The sequence below is a fragment of the Flavobacterium pectinovorum genome (genome assembly GCF_006438875.1).
In the GTDB taxonomy this organism is placed as follows: Bacteria; Bacteroidota; Bacteroidia; order Flavobacteriales; family Flavobacteriaceae; genus Flavobacterium; species Flavobacterium pectinovorum_A.
Genome location: NZ_RCZH01000013.1, coordinates 22634 through 37434 on the forward strand (window position 1 = coordinate 22634; position 14801 = coordinate 37434).

Sequence of the window (14801 nt, forward strand, 5' to 3'; positions counted from 1 at the left end):
TGATACCTTTTATTTGTAGTGCAAAGAAATGGTCAATAATTAAGGTGGAAAATAGCAAAACAAAGTAAGCGTTGGACTATACGTGGTTTTTATTCCGAAAGGTTAGCGGAGATATTCCGGTTACTTTAGAAAATAATCGGGAAAAATAAGGATAATCATCGTAGCCTAATTCGGCAGAAATTTCTTTTACTGATTTATCCGAATGATAAAGCAATCGTTTTGCCTCGAGAATAATACGTTGCTGAATATGATGTGTAACCGAAAAACCAGTAACGTTTTTTACGCATTCGTTAAGATAAGCTGTTGATATATTGAGCTTTTTCGCATATTCAACAGGCTTTTTTATAGTTGTAAAATTTTGTTCTAAAAGTACTTTGAATGCTTTGGTCACAATATCAAATCTCGAAAGTGTATCTGTTGTTTTTGTTTGTTCCAAATATTGCGAAATAACCAATCCTACTAATGCATTGCAACTATCTTTGAGAATAGAATGATATAATTTTTCGTGGTTTCTTTTAGAGAGATTTACGCACAATGCTATTGCTTCTGAAATAACGGCAAATGTATCTTCGTTAATTAATAAGGGTTTTACTGGCGTAATATCTTCTAATAATTTTAGATATTCCGGATTTAAATTTTCATTATCGATTGCCCATCCGCTAAAAGTTACGTCTTCGAATCCTGTTGAACGATGGATTTGATTGGGATGAATGTAGAGTAGGGAAGAAGGCTGAATTTTATAGGTTTCAAAATCAATTTCAATACCCGTAGTTCCTTTTTCCTGCAAGAGAAATAAATGAAAATTATCTCTGTGTGATTCTTCAAATTCTCTGGAAGCCTCAAAATCCTTAACGGATATTCTGCCAATAATAGCAATTCCGGGCTCAAAGTCGCCATTTGCAGGATTTACTGGAATTGATTTTGTTTTTTTAGACATTATGGCTTTATTACTTGACACAAAGATATTCAATTCTGATGCTAAGTTTGCTGCATGAGGCTGATAGGTTTGAATGCCGAGGCTATGGGCAATGTCATTTTATTAAGCATTTTTTAGACAATTATGATTAAAAAAAAATCGCGCAAAGTCGCAAAGCCGCCAAGTTTACAATACATTTTCTTTGCGTCTTTGCGACTTTGCGCGAGATTTATTCGGCAAAGCCCTAATCCCGAAACTTAGGGAATATCGGGTTTCTCATTGAAAAGCTTGAAAATTTGATACTTCTAATTTAGCCCCGATAGAGCAGGTATCCTTTGAGAGGAACGAACAAAGATATAGGCGAAAGCGGGACTTCTGGTCTTGAAAAAACAGATTGGTCTGCTTCTAAAAAAAATTACAAAATCAAACGAATGTCGTTTAACCTAAAAACTCCATTTTTAATTTATTCAAATAAATATAGAATAATTTATTCTCGCCAAAACAATATAAAGTTCGAATATCCCGATTATAAACGGCCATTTGTTCCTGTGTATAAATGTTATAAACTTCAAATCTATTATTGAAAACTATTATAATAAAATTAGCATCAGACAAAATTATCTCCTCTGGAGACGAATCTTCTTTTGAATACGGAATATTAAATTCTATTGCATTCTCAAATTCATTTTGATAGAGTTCTCTTATTTTAATTTCTATTTCATCAAAATCTAAATATTTACAATATGCAATTTTATTTCCGCTTGGATTAAAAGTGTGATGATCTCCAAATTCATCAATTCTAAAGGAAAATATAAGCTCAGGCTTTTTAATATCATTAATTTTAAAAATATTAAAACTTCCCCGTGGATAATTATCGTCTTTATCGAAAAAAATCAGTCCAAAAAGATTTTTATCCGGCAATGTAAATATTGAATATCTACCGTCATTGAAACCTAAATATAAAAAATTGTCATTCTCAAAAGTTTTATCAAAAAAGTCTACTAAATCATGTTCAGTAAAATTATCAAGGTCTAAAAAAACAAAATTATCATTTATCAAATATTTTTTTAAATGAGAGTAGGCATACACAGAATCATATGATGAATTTTCTATTTTTTCATTAACTATTTTTCCTTCTAAATCAATTTTAAAATGACAAACTTGCTCGGCAGAATTGTTTAATCTCGCTCTTAAATAAATGAATTCTAAATCATCCGAGAAATAAAACTCGAAAATATGTTTTAAAGAAAATACTATTGAATCATCCAAACACTTACTGTAATCTACAAAAGAATTATGTTCGAATTCCCGATAATAAATTCTTAACTTATTATCAAGAGTAATTATTGTTGTTAAAAAGCTGTCAAAATCAACAATTTCAACAAATAATCCCCAAGATGAATTAACTTTAAGCAATACAAGTTTATTCGAATTCGGGACAAAATGCATCTTTAGAATATTCTCGTAAGATACCTCAATACCTTTTGTCAAATCATAAGTTCGCAATTCCATATATTCTATTTTGTCTCTTTCTTTAGGGAAATATTTCTCAAACGAAAATAGAAATTATAAATTCAATTATCTTCCTAATTATGGTATAAAAGGATTTAATTTTTAGAGTTTGGCGAAGTTTGTTTGATTGTCTATTTTTTTTTAGGAGCAGAAAAATCAGTTTTTTCAAGACCCGAAGTCCCGCTTTCACCTATATCTTTGTTCGTTCCTCTCAAAGGATACCGGCTCTATCGGGGCTAAATTAGAAGTCTCTTTTTTTTAAGAAAATTAGAAACACAACAATTGTCATCCTAAGGAACGAAGGATTACACAAGTAATTCCACATGCAAAATCGCCAATCTTTGTCGAGTTAATAATGTGATTCTTCGTTCCTCAGGATGACAAAAATGTGCAAGCCAAAAATGCAATAAAAAACTCCATTTATTAAAATGGAGTTCTATGAAACATATTGTTAAAAACTTAATTAAGCCGAAATCGTTTTTCGATCTGCAGGTCTAAAATACCAAGATAATACAGTTAAAACGATTAATAAAATCGGACCAAAAAGTTCTTTGGCTTCATCTCCACTCGCTATGTGCGAGAAAACTGCGCCCGACATTGCAAAGAAAAAACCTGCATAAGCCCATTCTTTCAACAAAGGAAACTTAGGAATAAGAATTGCGATAACACCAAGGATTTTCCAAATTCCCAAAAGCGTTAAAAAATAAAGCGGATATCCCAAATGAGCCATCATTGTTGTTTGTTCCTTCAATTTAATAAATTGAACAATTCCTGTTGCAGTCATTCCTAATGCAAGCCAAAGCGTTGCAACCCAATAGATAATTTTATTTCTCTTAGTCATAATTTCTTTAGTTTAATTTGTTAGTTAATAAAGTTTAGTCCCTAAGGGACAAAACAGACCTGGATAAATTGTTTTCTACCAATATGTAATCTCTCCGAGATATTTTTTTATTACTCCGTTAGGAGTTAAATGTTGGTAGTAGAATAATGAAATTCACCAGAAAAAATATGCCGTATGGATTAAACTTTTTATTTAGTTTAATTGGCTTACAAAATCCTGCAAACGATTGTGTGCCATATTCATTCCTTGCGCAAAAGGAAGTTTCAGCATTTGATCTCTCAATGCAACTGATTTGTAGACAATTTGCATGGTAAGTTTACTCGTTTGATCTGATGTTTTTTCGAATTCCAAAAACTCTAACTGAGCCGGAAAAGGAGTATTTTCCATTTCGAAAGTTCTTGTGATTTTTTGGTTTTCGATGATCTCATGAATCACGCCATTAGCCTGAAACACAACATTTCCTTTGGCGTCTGTAGTTTCGAATTGCCATCCGCCATGTTTTACATTTTCAAGCTTCAAAACTTTTGTTCCCATCCATTGTTCTACAATTTCAGACTCTACATAAGCTTTAAAAAGTAATTCCAAAGGCAAATCAAATTCTCTGGTTATTACAATTTCCTGTTTGCCGTTTTCGGCGGCAATTTTTGTTTTTTGTTCCATGATTTCTATTTTTTGGGTTGATAGTTCTTCATTATAGCTTCGAGTTTATTGAACTTTTCATCCCACATTTTTCTAAAAGGCTCAATAAAATGGTCAATTTCCCTGATTTTTTCGGGATTCAAATGATAAAAAATCTCTCTTCCGGTTTGTGTTTGATGCAATAATTCGCATTCCGTTAAAATCTGAATGTGTTTTGAAATAGTTTGTCGTGACGAACTAAAATTTTCGGCTATATTTCCTGGTGTCATAGCCTGAATAGCGACCAAACTCAATATTGCCCTGCGAGTTGGGTCAGCAATTGCCTGAAAAACATCTCTTCTAATTTCCATTGTGCAGTTATTTGACTGCAAATATAATGCAGTTATTTGACTGCGCAATGTTTTTTATTAATTTTTTTTAAAATATTGTATTTATTTTAAAAAATAATAATTCTAAATCACTGAAATAGAGTAGTGGAGATGCTTCTTAAAGAGTAGTATTTATTCTTATACTTGCTTTAACCAGGGCTAAACCGGTAATAGTGTCGATATGAAAGTCTTTTGATTCGTGAAATTTATTCTCTGAAACAAGTTTTACAAACTCATCACCTTTTTCAGATTTCTGAATCCATTTTACCATCACATATTCCTCTTTGTCAGCATTAAGCAACGAGATAAGATACATTTCGCCCCAATAAATGTTTTCAATTGTAGCCGCGATTTTTTTATATATCACTATATCGCCGGATTTTAAAAGCGGATACATGCTGTCACTGCTTATATAAACGGCACCATCACATTTTGGCAGGTTTGGGATTGTAATTTCGTCAATAAACTCTTCTGAATTTTCATCACTAAATATGGTCGCCGCCGATGTTGCTGTCTCTATATTGTACAATGGTATTGATGGCTTTTGAAGTTTTTTGCTTTTTGTGGCTGCAAATACCGGAGATTGTTCTTCTAAGTAATTACTATCATCGCGATTTAAATTTTGTGCGTAATTGTCCGTTTTTACCATAGAACCTTTTCCTGTAAGTAACCATGCAGGATTGATATCTAAACAATTGTTTATTAGTTTATTTAAGATTTCCTCTCCTAAATTTCCATTTCGCTTTAATTGTGTCCCTAAATAACCGTTTGACAAACCATTATCCTTTTCAAATCTGGTTGACTTAATACCTTTGTACTCAAGGTATTGATAAAATCTTTCAATTGCTTTCATAAAATTATAAGAAATAGTTTACTAAACCTTGTTGTTTTATAAACAATTGTTTATATCTTTGTTCCCGCAACAGGAACAGACAAGGCAATGGACAAAGAAACGAAAAAGAAAAATACTTACAACACAGAAATACTTAATCGTATCAAAGAAAAGTATGGACTATCAAAAAGATTCATCACAATGAGCCTTTCCGGAGATCGCAGAAGTGAAATGACTGATATTGTAAGAAAGGATTATAAAATAATGGAAGTGGCAGTTACTGCGCTTTTAAAAACGCTATAAAAAGTTTTACGTCTGACAAATTTAATAACAATATTCTAAAATATTTCAAAACCAAAGAATAACCATGGACCATAAAATATTGATTGTAGAAATTAAACCCGTTGAAGATCATAAAGAATATGAAATTAACGGGAAATTGATTTTCATGGATGAAACAGGCAATTGGCAAAGTGATATTGAGCTTTCTGAAACAGAGAAAAAAGCGTTTAAATCTTATGGTGAATTAATCCTGGATAATCCAAAAATCACAAAACACACAAAAGCAACTTATAGAGTGATTAACTAATTTTGCTTTCATGATTTAGTAGATCTTAAGATGTGATCTCTAAGTCAAAAGCCTCCATAAACGTCGATTTTGGAGGCTATTTTTTTTGTAAAATATTCAAAAGAATTAATTATAACAAGATGTCCTTTTTAATATTAATTTGTTCCAAAAAGTACTCATCATGTGAAACCACAATTAGTGAGCCCTGGTATTCATTAATCGCCTTGGTCAGAATTTCAATATTTTGAATGTCTAAATTGTTTGTTGGTTCGTCGAGAATAATAAGATCCGGAGATTCGTTGCTTATCGTAAGACAACAAAGCATTAAACGCATTTTTTCGCCTCCGCTCAATGCAGAACAGGGTTTGTCCCAATCCTGCTTCGAGAACAAAAAGCGATTTAATCTCATTTTTATATCATGTTCTTCCAATCCTGAATTATTAAAATATTGTGCCTGATCGTAAACTTTTAGATTATTTTGAATTAAAGAATAATCCTGATCGATATAAATTGATTTGTTTTCGGCTCGGAAAACCGTTCCAATCTGCGGTTCTAGTTTTCCAAGTATAATTTTAATCAAAGTCGTTTTGCCTGAGCCATTCGTGCCTTTCAATGCAAGTCGGTTTCCGCTGGTAATTTCGATATTCAAATTCTCTTTCCAAAGAAGATTATCTTTGTATTTAAAATTGATTTCGTTGGCATTAAAAAGTATTTTCCCTTTGTGCAATACCGAATTATCAAATCCTATCTTCATCTGATCGATATCAGGAACCGAAGAACGTAATTCGCGTAATTCCTGCAAAATACCCTCGATTTTTTCCGCGTGAACACCTTTTAATTTCGAACTGCTATTCTCAGCATTATTTCGCAGCGTATTCATCATTATTCTTGCAACGCCTGATTTCTCTTGTTTCTTTTTGCCTCGAGCATCCAGTTTTTGTTGCCTTTCTAATGTTTCCCGTTCTTTTTCGCGCGCTTTTCGCAACGCTTTTTCTTTGGAGTGCAAATCCTGATTCAGGGCATTTATTTCTATCTGCTTCTGCTCAGCATAAAAATCATAATTTCCGCCATAAACAGCAACACCGTGTTTACTTAATTCATAAACCGTATTTAGTTTATTTAACAAATTTCTGTCGTGACTTACGATAAGCAGAGTAGAAGATGTAGATTCTATAAAATCATACAGTAACTTTCTCGCAGCAGCGTCAAGATGATTACTTGGTTCGTCCATTAAAACCAATTCCGGCTGATGAATTAAAATACCGGCAAGAAAGATTTTTGTCTTTTGCCCGCCACTTAAAGTATTCATTTTCTTTGTTAGGTCTAATTCTTCTAAATTCCAGTAGTTTAAAGCATTGCTGCAACGCTCTTCAATTGTCCAGTCATCGTTCAGAATGTTTAGACTATCTTCGGTAACATTGCCGTTGAGAATTTCTTTGAGTGCCGTAAGTTTGTCGGCAACACGTAATGCTTCAGCAATAGAAAATTCATTGTATTGCCCAAAAATCTGCGGAATATAATAGGGTTCAGAACTTAATCGCAGTTCGCCATTTAAAGGTTCTAATTCGCCGGCAATAATTTTAAGTAAAGTAGATTTTCCTGTGCCATTATTACCAATTAGCGCTATTTTTTCGTGATTGTTTACAGTAAAACTGATGTTGTCAAACAATAATTCTTTGTTATTGTGTTTATATGAAATGTTTTGTAGAATAAGCATAATTTCTTTCTCTAAAGATGAATAAATTGAGCCACCACAAATTGTGGTTACTCTCTAAATTGTCTGAAAGAAATTATTTTTCACATAAATTAATGCTTGTAGTTTTAAGTTTTACAAAGATAATAATTTTATCTGAAAGCTTGCAAAGAGTACTACGTAAGTTTTTTTCGCCACGACCCGAGCGATAGCGAACAGGCGAAGCAATTCACGAATTTTTTTTAAATTTTTATTCTGATTGCACAGATCAAAAAATCTGTTTAAATCTGTACAATCTGTGGCAAATTTTTTAAGCGGTTTCAAAATAAAAATTAGAGAAAATTCGTGAAATTCGTGGCAACTTTTTTTTAATTTTCGCTCTATTATAGAAAACAAAAAAACCATATTGCTTTTGGGTACAATATGGTTTGTTTTTAAATATTTTGAGTTCATAAACAATGAACTTTAATGGTTATATTTTGCTAAGGGTAAGTTTCATTTCTTTACTGTCCAGTATCAGTTTGTCCTCAGTAATGGTGCTTTCACAAGGATATGGAGTACCAGTTTCATCTTTAATTACTAAACTTTTTCCTCCTTTTGTCAAAGCATAAGTACCATTATTGATTTCGCTCTGCAAATATCCGGTTACATGCCCATCTTTTGTGAAGGTTAATGTTCCCTGAGTTAGAATTACATTTTTCAAAGAATCAGAGAGCGTTATTTTAGGCTCAACAGCGGTAACTTTCCAAGAGTTCACCAATTCATTTCTACTCTTATGACATGAAATCATTAATACTGCCACCATTGCAATTCCGAAGATAAATAATTTAGATTTTTTCATGATTTGTTGATTAAAGTTAAACTACAGAAAATTACAAAATTTTTTCTAATTAAGAATCTAAAAATCAAATATTTATAAAGAGGTTGTTTTAAATTCCAATTTTTATCCCAAAGCCTCGGGACCAAATTCCAATTAATAGAACTTACACATAAAGTTTGTAGCCTTTTCGTATTGTAAGCATATATAGATGTGTAGAGATGCACAGCAGTGCATCTTTCGTAAGATTATACAAATAGATTAGAGATTAAATATCAAACAGACAACATAGATTAGACGCACTGCTGTGCGTCTCTACAGAAAAACCTTTGTCCCTTTGTCCCTCAGAAACCTTTGTCCCTCTAATTAAGAGTTAATTTTTGCCACAGATTTTAATGATTAAAAAGATTTTCAAAACTTTGTGGTCAAATTTTCTCGCAGATTTGGCAGATTGAGCAGGTCAATTTTAGAATATAGAAAAAAAATCTACCAAAACTGCCCAATCTGCGTGCTAAAAATAGCCAACCAAGGCTTTGTGTTGGTAGATTCTTTGCCCCTTTGTTCCTCAGAACCTTTGTCCCTCTAATTAAGAGTTAGGGCTCCCAGAATTTCTTCGTACAAAAATGGTCCTCCGGGATACGTGGCAGTATAATCCAGATTCATCCAGACCTGACCGCGGTCATCAACGTGATAATGGATCTTTTTGCCGTAACTTTCCTTGACAAAAAGTACGTTTTTGATCAAATAATTGACTTTCTCCAAGTCGATCAAAGAGCCAATTAATATTTCAGGATAAATATGTCCTTTGGTATGAATTAATCGTGGAGTTCCGCCAATAGAACGTACTGCAGCGGCCATCAGAATAGAATGATCGTCGCAATCTCCCGAAAAATATTGCAGCGACTCGCTTGCCGTCGCAATATAATCGCCTTCTTTTGGATCATTGACATAATTCCAGCGGCTATTAATCTCTTTAAAGACCGCAAAACACTGAATGATGGTTCTGTAATCAGAATATCCTTTTATACCTTTAAAATGCTTTGTAGTCGCCATAATGGCAAAATTGCGCACTTTTGGATTCTGATATTCTATTGCATTTATAATTTTAGATTTATTGGGAAACGGAAGCAGTTTTGCTACAATAATATCCTGTGGAAATGGATTATCCGACATGGTATAAATCATCGAATTATAATCTTCAGAAATTTCGCTGAAACCATAATTTCCAATAACGCTTCCATAAACCAAAACCAATAAATAAACGGCGATACACAATATTATAATCGTTCGCAACAACATCAAAAGAAAGAAAATTGCAGCAAAAACAAATATAAATATGAAAACCCGATCTAAATTAAAAGCCCAGTTTAAATCAATTAGATTCTGGTGCAGAATGATAAAAATCGGAATTGTGATCAAAAGACTCAATATCATAATAATGACCCTATCCCAAGGTGATTTCACCTGTAACTTGGATTTTAACTGCGGAAAGTCAATTTTAGGGAATTTTATCATAAGAATCAAAAGCAGTATTTTACAGCGCTTTTACCGTTTCAACAAAAGTACTTTTTTTATCAATAATACCGAGATCAAATAATTGATTTTGAATTTTAATAAATGCTTTTTCACTTAAATGTTTCTGAGACCATTGCGTAAGCTTTAACCATTCCTGAATATCTTCCAGTTTTTGATTAAAAAGCTCCGACAAAGTTTTGTCAATATCAGGAATCTGAATAAAATCGTGTGTAGTTTTGTTTATAATTTCAAGGATTTTCTCGACGGTTTTAGGGTTCTTTTTTAAGAATTCGTCGCGAACAGTAATTACAAATGAAGGCCATGGAGTAGGACAGTCACCAACACGTCTGAAAATTCCCTGATCAACAAGAGGTTTGGTCATAAAACGCTCCCACATAAAATAATCTGCCGTTCCGTTTGTCAGTGCTTCAACAGCTCCGTCGATTGTATTGATAATTTCAAATTGCAAATCATCCGTTTCCCAGCCTTGTTCATGCGCATTTACATACGCCATTAACTGAGATCCTGAACCAATTCTCGAAATAGCTACTTTTTTGTCTTTAAGATCTTTTACAGTATGAAAATCTGAATTTGCACCAACGTGAATTCCCCAAATTAAAGGCGATTGCACATAAATCTGAACAATTTTACTTGGATTTCCGGCAACAATATCTTTTACAATTCCTTCCGTCAAAATAACCGCTATATCAGCTTCTCCGTCTCGTAGCATCTGGCACATTTTGCCAGTACCTTCGGGAATATTTTTCCATTGTAAATCAATGTTTTCAGCTTCAAATTCGCCATTTTCAATGCATAGATGCCATGGCAAATTGAAGTGTTCGGGAACACCTACAATTTTTACAGTTTTCATTATAGTTTAAGTTTAAGTTAAGTTTGGTATGCGTATTATAAGTTTGTTTGTTTGTTTGTTTGTTTGTTTGTTTGCGTTTTTGGTTTAGTTTTTTAATAAATCAGTTCGGTGTTTTTCAGAAAGGCAAGGTTCTCCAAAATCTATTACTGAAAGTTCTACATATTCATTTAGTAAGCTTTTAACAATCGAATAATCTACTTCTTGAGTTACTTCGATAGCAAAAAGAGTTTCGTTCATACCTTCAGATTCACAATTAATTTCTTTAAGCTTTTCTCTGATAATTTCTTTATCAAATCCTTTTTCCAAAATTACAACCTGAACAATAGAATTCCCAGAAACTTTGATAGTTTCTCTGTAAGTAAGAAATTGTTCGTCTTCATCAAATTCAGCAAAGAAAATATCATCTGTTGCAATTGAAGGTCCGAAAAAAGGAATATTATCTAATTTAAAATAACCTTTATCTAAATCTATAATTTCGGCCCACATTGTTTCTACAATCGTGTCTTCTAATAAATCACTATAATACCTAAATAGGATTTTCTTGTGTGTATCTTGCATTATTAAATTTTTGTAATATTTTTTTTTAAGCGTGCTCTAATCAATTATCTAATTTTCAAATTGACTAATTATCTAATTAATCTCACTTATTATGGCTTTCAACGGCGACAAAACAATACGATAACCATCCGGATCGAGAAACATTTTTCCGTTTTCATTCCAGAAAGGGTTATTTGCAGTTAAGATTGAAATATTGTTATGTATAAGATTGCCAATCAATACATCATAATCTAAAATTGATTTGGGATAAAGTACTATAACATCATCCGGATCAAAAGTATGATTGGCTTCTTCATGAGATTTTGTAAATTCAAAATGCCAGTCTAACCCATGTTTTCCAATAAAAATACCATCATAATTATTATGATTCTGAAAGTCTCCTAAAAGTTCAAAACCCAGAATATTGACATAAAAATCGACAATTCTTTCTAAATCATTGGTGTGGCGGGCAACTCTCAAAAACATAATTTTAAGCTTTTATCTGGTTGATATGATGTTCTAAATGTTCCACATAATCTGTCATCAAAAATTTTAAATCAATTACAGAGCCATCAGTTAGCACAATTTTATAATCTAAAGCCTTCTCATCAACCGATTTCATTAGCTTGACAATCTGTTTGTTTAACACAAACCACAACTGTGTCAGTTCATTAATATCCATTGTTTGATATTGGTTTAAATTTACCAAATCTATTTGACTATATGGTCGATGCTGATAAGGTTTTTCTACATAATTAATTTCTGTAAAACGAACCAGATTATGAATTGCCGAATCTACCAAATGCCCTAAAACCTCTTTTTTAGACCACTTTCCTGGTTTTCTTTCTTCTAAAGTATTATGATTTATTGTTGGAAAATGGTTCACATTTTCCAACAATAGTTTTTCAAATTTAAGAATAGCGTCTTGCATTGAACTCTCTAATTTTTAAAAATAAGTACTATTTAAATGAATTGCAATAAATAATCAAATGACAAACAAATAAAAACAACACCATCAACTTCAACGACCAACAAGAATTATCTAATTATCTAATTTATTTCTGCGCCAGTTTATTCAACGTATAAGTAATCAATTCATCAACAGCCTTATAAGGATCTTCACTAAAAGTTCCCGATGCACGATTGGCAATAATGGCATTCAATGACAATGCATTATGTCCCAAAAGAGCCGAAAGTCCATAGATTGCAGCAGTTTCCATTTCTAAATTAGTGATTCTATTATTATCAAAATTAAAATTATCCATTTTATTGTTTAATTCTGCATCCTGAATATCCAAACGTAAAACACGCCCTTGCGGACCATAAAATCCTCCGGCTGTAGCGGTAATTCCTTTAAAAATCCTATCAGATTCTATAATTTTCTCTAATTTCTCAGAACAGGCAATTGCATACGGTTTTCCTTTTCTAATATCCCAATTAGTATGCGCAACAAAAGCATCTTCGATCGCTGCATTCGAAACTTCGTCGATCAAATAGGAGCGAAGCATATTGTCTAATCCTAATCCGAATTTTGACATTACAAAACTATCCACAGGAATATCAGCCTGCAAAGAACCCGAAGTTCCAATTCTGATAATATTAAGTGAAGTTAGTTTTTCTTTTGGCAAGCGGGTCTGTAAATCTATGTTTACCAAAGCGTCTAATTCATTCAAAACAATATCGATATTGTCAGGACCAATTCCTGTTGATATTACAGATATTCTTTTTCCTTTATAGATTCCAGTTTGAGTTTTAAATTCTCTTTTTTGAGTTGAATATTCAATAGAATCAAAGAACTGAGTGATTTTCTCGACTCTGTTCTGATCTCCAACAAAAATTATATCGTGGGCAATATGTTCAGGACGAAGGTTTAAGTGGTAAACACTTCCGTCTGGATTTAGTATTAATTCTGAGTTTTGTATCATTTTTTTTGAGGTTCTAAGGTTCTAAGTGGCAAAGGTTCAAAGGTTTTATCGTAGAGGCGCACAGCAGTACGTCTTTTTTTATGCCCACGGATTTAACCGATCGAACGGATTGTCACAGATTTATTTTTTTTTTTCGAAATTTCAATAACTGGAAATCTAATTTTTCAAGACAAAGCTTTGTGATCTTTGTGTTTTTACTACCCAACGTTTCGGCATCAAATTATAATTCTTAGCGAACTTTGCGGTTAAATTTCACAATCATCTGCAATCTAAAATTTTCACCCACCAACTCTTTTCGTTTTAAATCCTTTTACTTTTAGGATTTCCATGATTTTATCGCGATAATCACCTTGAATGATGATTGAGCTGTCTTTAAAAGTTCCGCCAACACTTAATTTGGTTTTAATTTCTTTGGCAAGGACTTTAAAATCTTCATCAGATCCTTCGTAACCTTCTATAATCGTGGTGGCTTTTCCTTTTCGTTTTTCGAATTTGCAAATCATAGGCTCTTTTTGAATATAAAGCACATGATCCTGCTCCTGAACTTCTTCAGGCTCACTTGATTCGACATGATCCGGAAATAAATTTTTTAATTGATCTTGTAAGTCCATAATTTTTTTTATGCTAAAAAAAATAAATTCCAATTATTAAGTATTTTAAAAATTAAATTCCAAATTCCAATGATGAGTTTGGAATTTGGAATTTTATCCGAGGCTTCGGGAGGAATTTAATTTGAGTTTATTTTTTGATTAAACCTAAATCTACTAAACGTTCGTATAAATAATCTCCTGCCGTAATATCTTCGAATTTCTTAGGATTCTCAGCATCTATACAGTTTTCAAGACAATCCAAACGCATATCGCTTACGGGATGCATAAAAAACGGAACAGAAAAACGTGAAGTTCCCCATAATTCTCTAGGCGGATTAACAACCTGGTGAATTGTCGATTTTAGCTTGTTATTGGTATGTCTTGACAACATATCTCCAACATTAATCACTAATTCGTCATTTTCTGCGATAGCATCAATCCATTCACCGTCATGGTTTTGAACTTGCAATCCTTTTCCCTGAGCGCCCATTAAAAGCGTAATCAGGTTAATATCACCGTGAGCGGCTGCACGAATTGCATTTTCCGGCTCAGAAGTAATTGGTGGATAATGAATTGGTCTCAAAATAGAGTTTCCTTCTTTGGCATATTGGTCAAAATAAAACTCATCTAAACCTAAATGCAAAGCCAAAGCTCTTAACACATAAACGCCTGTTTTTTCAAGCATTTGATACGCCTCTTTACCAACAACATTAAAACGTGGTAATTCTTTTACTTCAACATTGTCCGGATATTCCGAAGCATATTTTGAAGAAGCATCAACATACTGGCCAAAATGCCAAAATTCTTTCAAATCTCCTTCTTTACGTCCTTTAGCATGTTCTTTTCCAAAAGATACATAACCTCTTTGTCCGCCAATACCGGGAATTTCATAATTATGCTTAGTTTCTACTGGCAAAGCGAAAAATTTTCTAATTTCGCTATAAAGCTCGTCTACTAACTGGTCGTCTAAAAAGTGACCTTTTAGGGCTACGAAGCCAATGTTTTCAAATGCACTGCCGATTTCATTTACAAATTTTTGTTTACGTTTCGGGTCGTCCGAAAGGAAATCACGTAAGTCTACACTAGGAATGTTTTGCATACTTTACATTTTTATTTAAAGATAAAAGGTCTCGTAAAACCTTTCAATAACAAAGGTAGAGAATATTTTATATTTGAA

18 protein-coding genes are annotated in these 14801 nt (G+C 32.7%); 2 read left to right on the top strand and 16 right to left on the bottom strand.

The features are described 5' to 3' along the window. Positions 1 to 76 precede the first annotated feature (76 nt). The 6 genes from EAH81_RS18400 to EAH81_RS18425 form a co-directional block, all read right to left on the bottom strand. Positions 77 to 937 carry a helix-turn-helix domain-containing protein gene (locus EAH81_RS18400; RefSeq protein ID WP_140509855.1) on the bottom strand — a complete coding sequence of 287 codons (861 nt, stop codon included), beginning with the start codon at positions 935 to 937 and terminating at the stop codon, positions 77 to 79. Between the two features lie 417 nt (positions 938 to 1354). Beyond that, positions 1355 to 2428, bottom strand: a complete 1074-nt coding sequence (locus EAH81_RS18405) for a hypothetical protein (protein ID WP_140509858.1) — start codon at positions 2426 to 2428, stop codon at positions 1355 to 1357. A gap of 463 nt (positions 2429 to 2891) precedes the next feature. Then, positions 2892 to 3269, bottom strand: a complete 378-nt coding sequence (locus EAH81_RS18410) for a DoxX family protein (RefSeq protein WP_140509860.1) — start codon at positions 3267 to 3269, stop codon at positions 2892 to 2894. A gap of 192 nt (positions 3270 to 3461) precedes the next feature. Beyond that, positions 3462 to 3929 (bottom strand): SRPBCC domain-containing protein, encoded by a 468-nt coding sequence (locus tag EAH81_RS18415; RefSeq protein ID WP_140509862.1) that lies wholly within the window; start codon positions 3927 to 3929, stop codon positions 3462 to 3464. Positions 3930 to 3934: 5 nt separating this feature from the next. Next, positions 3935 to 4258, bottom strand: coding sequence for an ArsR/SmtB family transcription factor (locus EAH81_RS18420; protein WP_140509865.1), 324 nt, complete (start codon positions 4256 to 4258; stop codon positions 3935 to 3937). A 136-nt stretch (positions 4259 to 4394) separates the two neighbouring features. Then, positions 4395 to 5129, bottom strand: coding sequence for a helix-turn-helix transcriptional regulator (locus tag EAH81_RS18425; RefSeq protein WP_140509867.1), 735 nt, complete (start codon positions 5127 to 5129; stop codon positions 4395 to 4397). Between the two features lie 87 nt (positions 5130 to 5216). On the opposite strand from EAH81_RS18425, the gene EAH81_RS18430 reads away from it, so the two are divergent. Together EAH81_RS18430 and EAH81_RS18435 are read left to right on the top strand one after the other, a co-directional pair. Further along, positions 5217 to 5411, top strand: coding sequence for a hypothetical protein (locus tag EAH81_RS18430; RefSeq protein ID WP_140509869.1), 195 nt, complete (start codon positions 5217 to 5219; stop codon positions 5409 to 5411). Positions 5412 to 5475: 64 nt separating this feature from the next. Continuing rightward, positions 5476 to 5697 carry a hypothetical protein gene (locus EAH81_RS18435; RefSeq protein ID WP_140509872.1) on the top strand — a complete coding sequence of 74 codons (222 nt, stop codon included), beginning with the start codon at positions 5476 to 5478 and terminating at the stop codon, positions 5695 to 5697. Positions 5698 to 5806: 109 nt separating this feature from the next. Here EAH81_RS18435 and abc-f read toward each other — a convergent pair whose 3' ends face one another. The 10 genes from abc-f to EAH81_RS18485 form a co-directional block, all read right to left on the bottom strand. Next, entirely contained in the window at positions 5807 to 7393 is a 1587-nt protein-coding gene (gene abc-f, locus EAH81_RS18440; protein ID WP_140509875.1) for a ribosomal protection-like ABC-F family protein, read from the bottom strand. Positions 7394 to 7841: 448 nt separating this feature from the next. Further along, positions 7842 to 8210, bottom strand: a complete 369-nt coding sequence (locus EAH81_RS18445) for a hypothetical protein (protein ID WP_140509877.1) — start codon at positions 8208 to 8210, stop codon at positions 7842 to 7844. Between the two features lie 558 nt (positions 8211 to 8768). Then, on the bottom strand, positions 8769 to 9701 hold the full coding sequence (locus tag EAH81_RS18450; protein WP_140509879.1) for a transglutaminase: 933 nt from the start codon (positions 9699 to 9701) through the stop codon (positions 8769 to 8771). A gap of 19 nt (positions 9702 to 9720) precedes the next feature. Then, positions 9721 to 10572, bottom strand: a complete 852-nt coding sequence (locus EAH81_RS18455) for a substrate-binding domain-containing protein (RefSeq protein WP_140509882.1) — start codon at positions 10570 to 10572, stop codon at positions 9721 to 9723. Positions 10573 to 10656: 84 nt separating this feature from the next. Beyond that, the gene (locus EAH81_RS18460; RefSeq protein WP_140509884.1) at positions 10657 to 11130 is read right to left on the bottom strand and encodes a DUF4265 domain-containing protein; all 474 of its coding nucleotides are present in this window, start codon (positions 11128 to 11130) and stop codon (positions 10657 to 10659) included. Positions 11131 to 11202: 72 nt separating this feature from the next. Beyond that, positions 11203 to 11595: a VOC family protein gene (locus EAH81_RS18465; protein ID WP_140509887.1), complete on the bottom strand. Its 393-nt coding sequence runs from the start codon at positions 11593 to 11595 to the stop codon at positions 11203 to 11205. 4 nt (positions 11596 to 11599) lie between these two features. Next, positions 11600 to 12040, bottom strand: a complete 441-nt coding sequence (locus EAH81_RS18470) for a DinB family protein (RefSeq protein WP_140509889.1) — start codon at positions 12038 to 12040, stop codon at positions 11600 to 11602. Positions 12041 to 12164: 124 nt separating this feature from the next. Beyond that, complete coding sequence (locus EAH81_RS18475) at positions 12165 to 13034, bottom strand: nucleoside phosphorylase (protein ID WP_140509891.1); 870 nt, start codon at positions 13032 to 13034, stop codon at positions 12165 to 12167. A gap of 278 nt (positions 13035 to 13312) precedes the next feature. Continuing rightward, entirely contained in the window at positions 13313 to 13645 is a 333-nt protein-coding gene (locus tag EAH81_RS18480) for a translation initiation factor (protein ID WP_140509893.1), read from the bottom strand. A 127-nt stretch (positions 13646 to 13772) separates the two neighbouring features. Then, positions 13773 to 14723, bottom strand: coding sequence for an isopenicillin N synthase family dioxygenase (locus EAH81_RS18485; protein ID WP_140509895.1), 951 nt, complete (start codon positions 14721 to 14723; stop codon positions 13773 to 13775). Positions 14724 to 14801: the final 78 nt, after the last annotated feature.

What these genes read in the sequence shown, in the direction of transcription:
- EAH81_RS18400 (WP_140509855.1), bottom strand. Translation starts at nt 937, where the DNA reads ATGTCTAAAAAAACAAAATCAATTCCAGTAAATCCTGCAAATGGCGAC.
- EAH81_RS18405 (WP_140509858.1), bottom strand. Translation starts at nt 2,428, where the DNA reads ATGGAATTGCGAACTTATGATTTGACAAAAGGTATTGAGGTATCTTAC.
- EAH81_RS18410 (WP_140509860.1), bottom strand. Translation starts at nt 3,269, where the DNA reads ATGACTAAGAGAAATAAAATTATCTATTGGGTTGCAACGCTTTGGCTT.
- EAH81_RS18415 (WP_140509862.1), bottom strand. Translation starts at nt 3,929, where the DNA reads ATGGAACAAAAAACAAAAATTGCCGCCGAAAACGGCAAACAGGAAATT.
- EAH81_RS18420 (WP_140509865.1), bottom strand. Translation starts at nt 4,258, where the DNA reads ATGGAAATTAGAAGAGATGTTTTTCAGGCAATTGCTGACCCAACTCGC.
- EAH81_RS18425 (WP_140509867.1), bottom strand. Translation starts at nt 5,129, where the DNA reads ATGAAAGCAATTGAAAGATTTTATCAATACCTTGAGTACAAAGGTATT.
- EAH81_RS18430 (WP_140509869.1), top strand. Translation starts at nt 5,217, where the DNA reads ATGGACAAAGAAACGAAAAAGAAAAATACTTACAACACAGAAATACTT.
- EAH81_RS18435 (WP_140509872.1), top strand. Translation starts at nt 5,476, where the DNA reads ATGGACCATAAAATATTGATTGTAGAAATTAAACCCGTTGAAGATCAT.
- abc-f (WP_140509875.1), bottom strand. Translation starts at nt 7,393, where the DNA reads ATGCTTATTCTACAAAACATTTCATATAAACACAATAACAAAGAATTA.
- EAH81_RS18445 (WP_140509877.1), bottom strand. Translation starts at nt 8,210, where the DNA reads ATGAAAAAATCTAAATTATTTATCTTCGGAATTGCAATGGTGGCAGTA.
- EAH81_RS18450 (WP_140509879.1), bottom strand. Translation starts at nt 9,701, where the DNA reads ATGATAAAATTCCCTAAAATTGACTTTCCGCAGTTAAAATCCAAGTTA.
- EAH81_RS18455 (WP_140509882.1), bottom strand. Translation starts at nt 10,572, where the DNA reads ATGAAAACTGTAAAAATTGTAGGTGTTCCCGAACACTTCAATTTGCCA.
- EAH81_RS18460 (WP_140509884.1), bottom strand. Translation starts at nt 11,130, where the DNA reads ATGCAAGATACACACAAGAAAATCCTATTTAGGTATTATAGTGATTTA.
- EAH81_RS18465 (WP_140509887.1), bottom strand. Translation starts at nt 11,595, where the DNA reads ATGTTTTTGAGAGTTGCCCGCCACACCAATGATTTAGAAAGAATTGTC.
- EAH81_RS18470 (WP_140509889.1), bottom strand. Translation starts at nt 12,040, where the DNA reads ATGCAAGACGCTATTCTTAAATTTGAAAAACTATTGTTGGAAAATGTG.
- EAH81_RS18475 (WP_140509891.1), bottom strand. Translation starts at nt 13,034, where the DNA reads ATGATACAAAACTCAGAATTAATACTAAATCCAGACGGAAGTGTTTAC.
- EAH81_RS18480 (WP_140509893.1), bottom strand. Translation starts at nt 13,645, where the DNA reads ATGGACTTACAAGATCAATTAAAAAATTTATTTCCGGATCATGTCGAA.
- EAH81_RS18485 (WP_140509895.1), bottom strand. Translation starts at nt 14,723, where the DNA reads ATGCAAAACATTCCTAGTGTAGACTTACGTGATTTCCTTTCGGACGAC.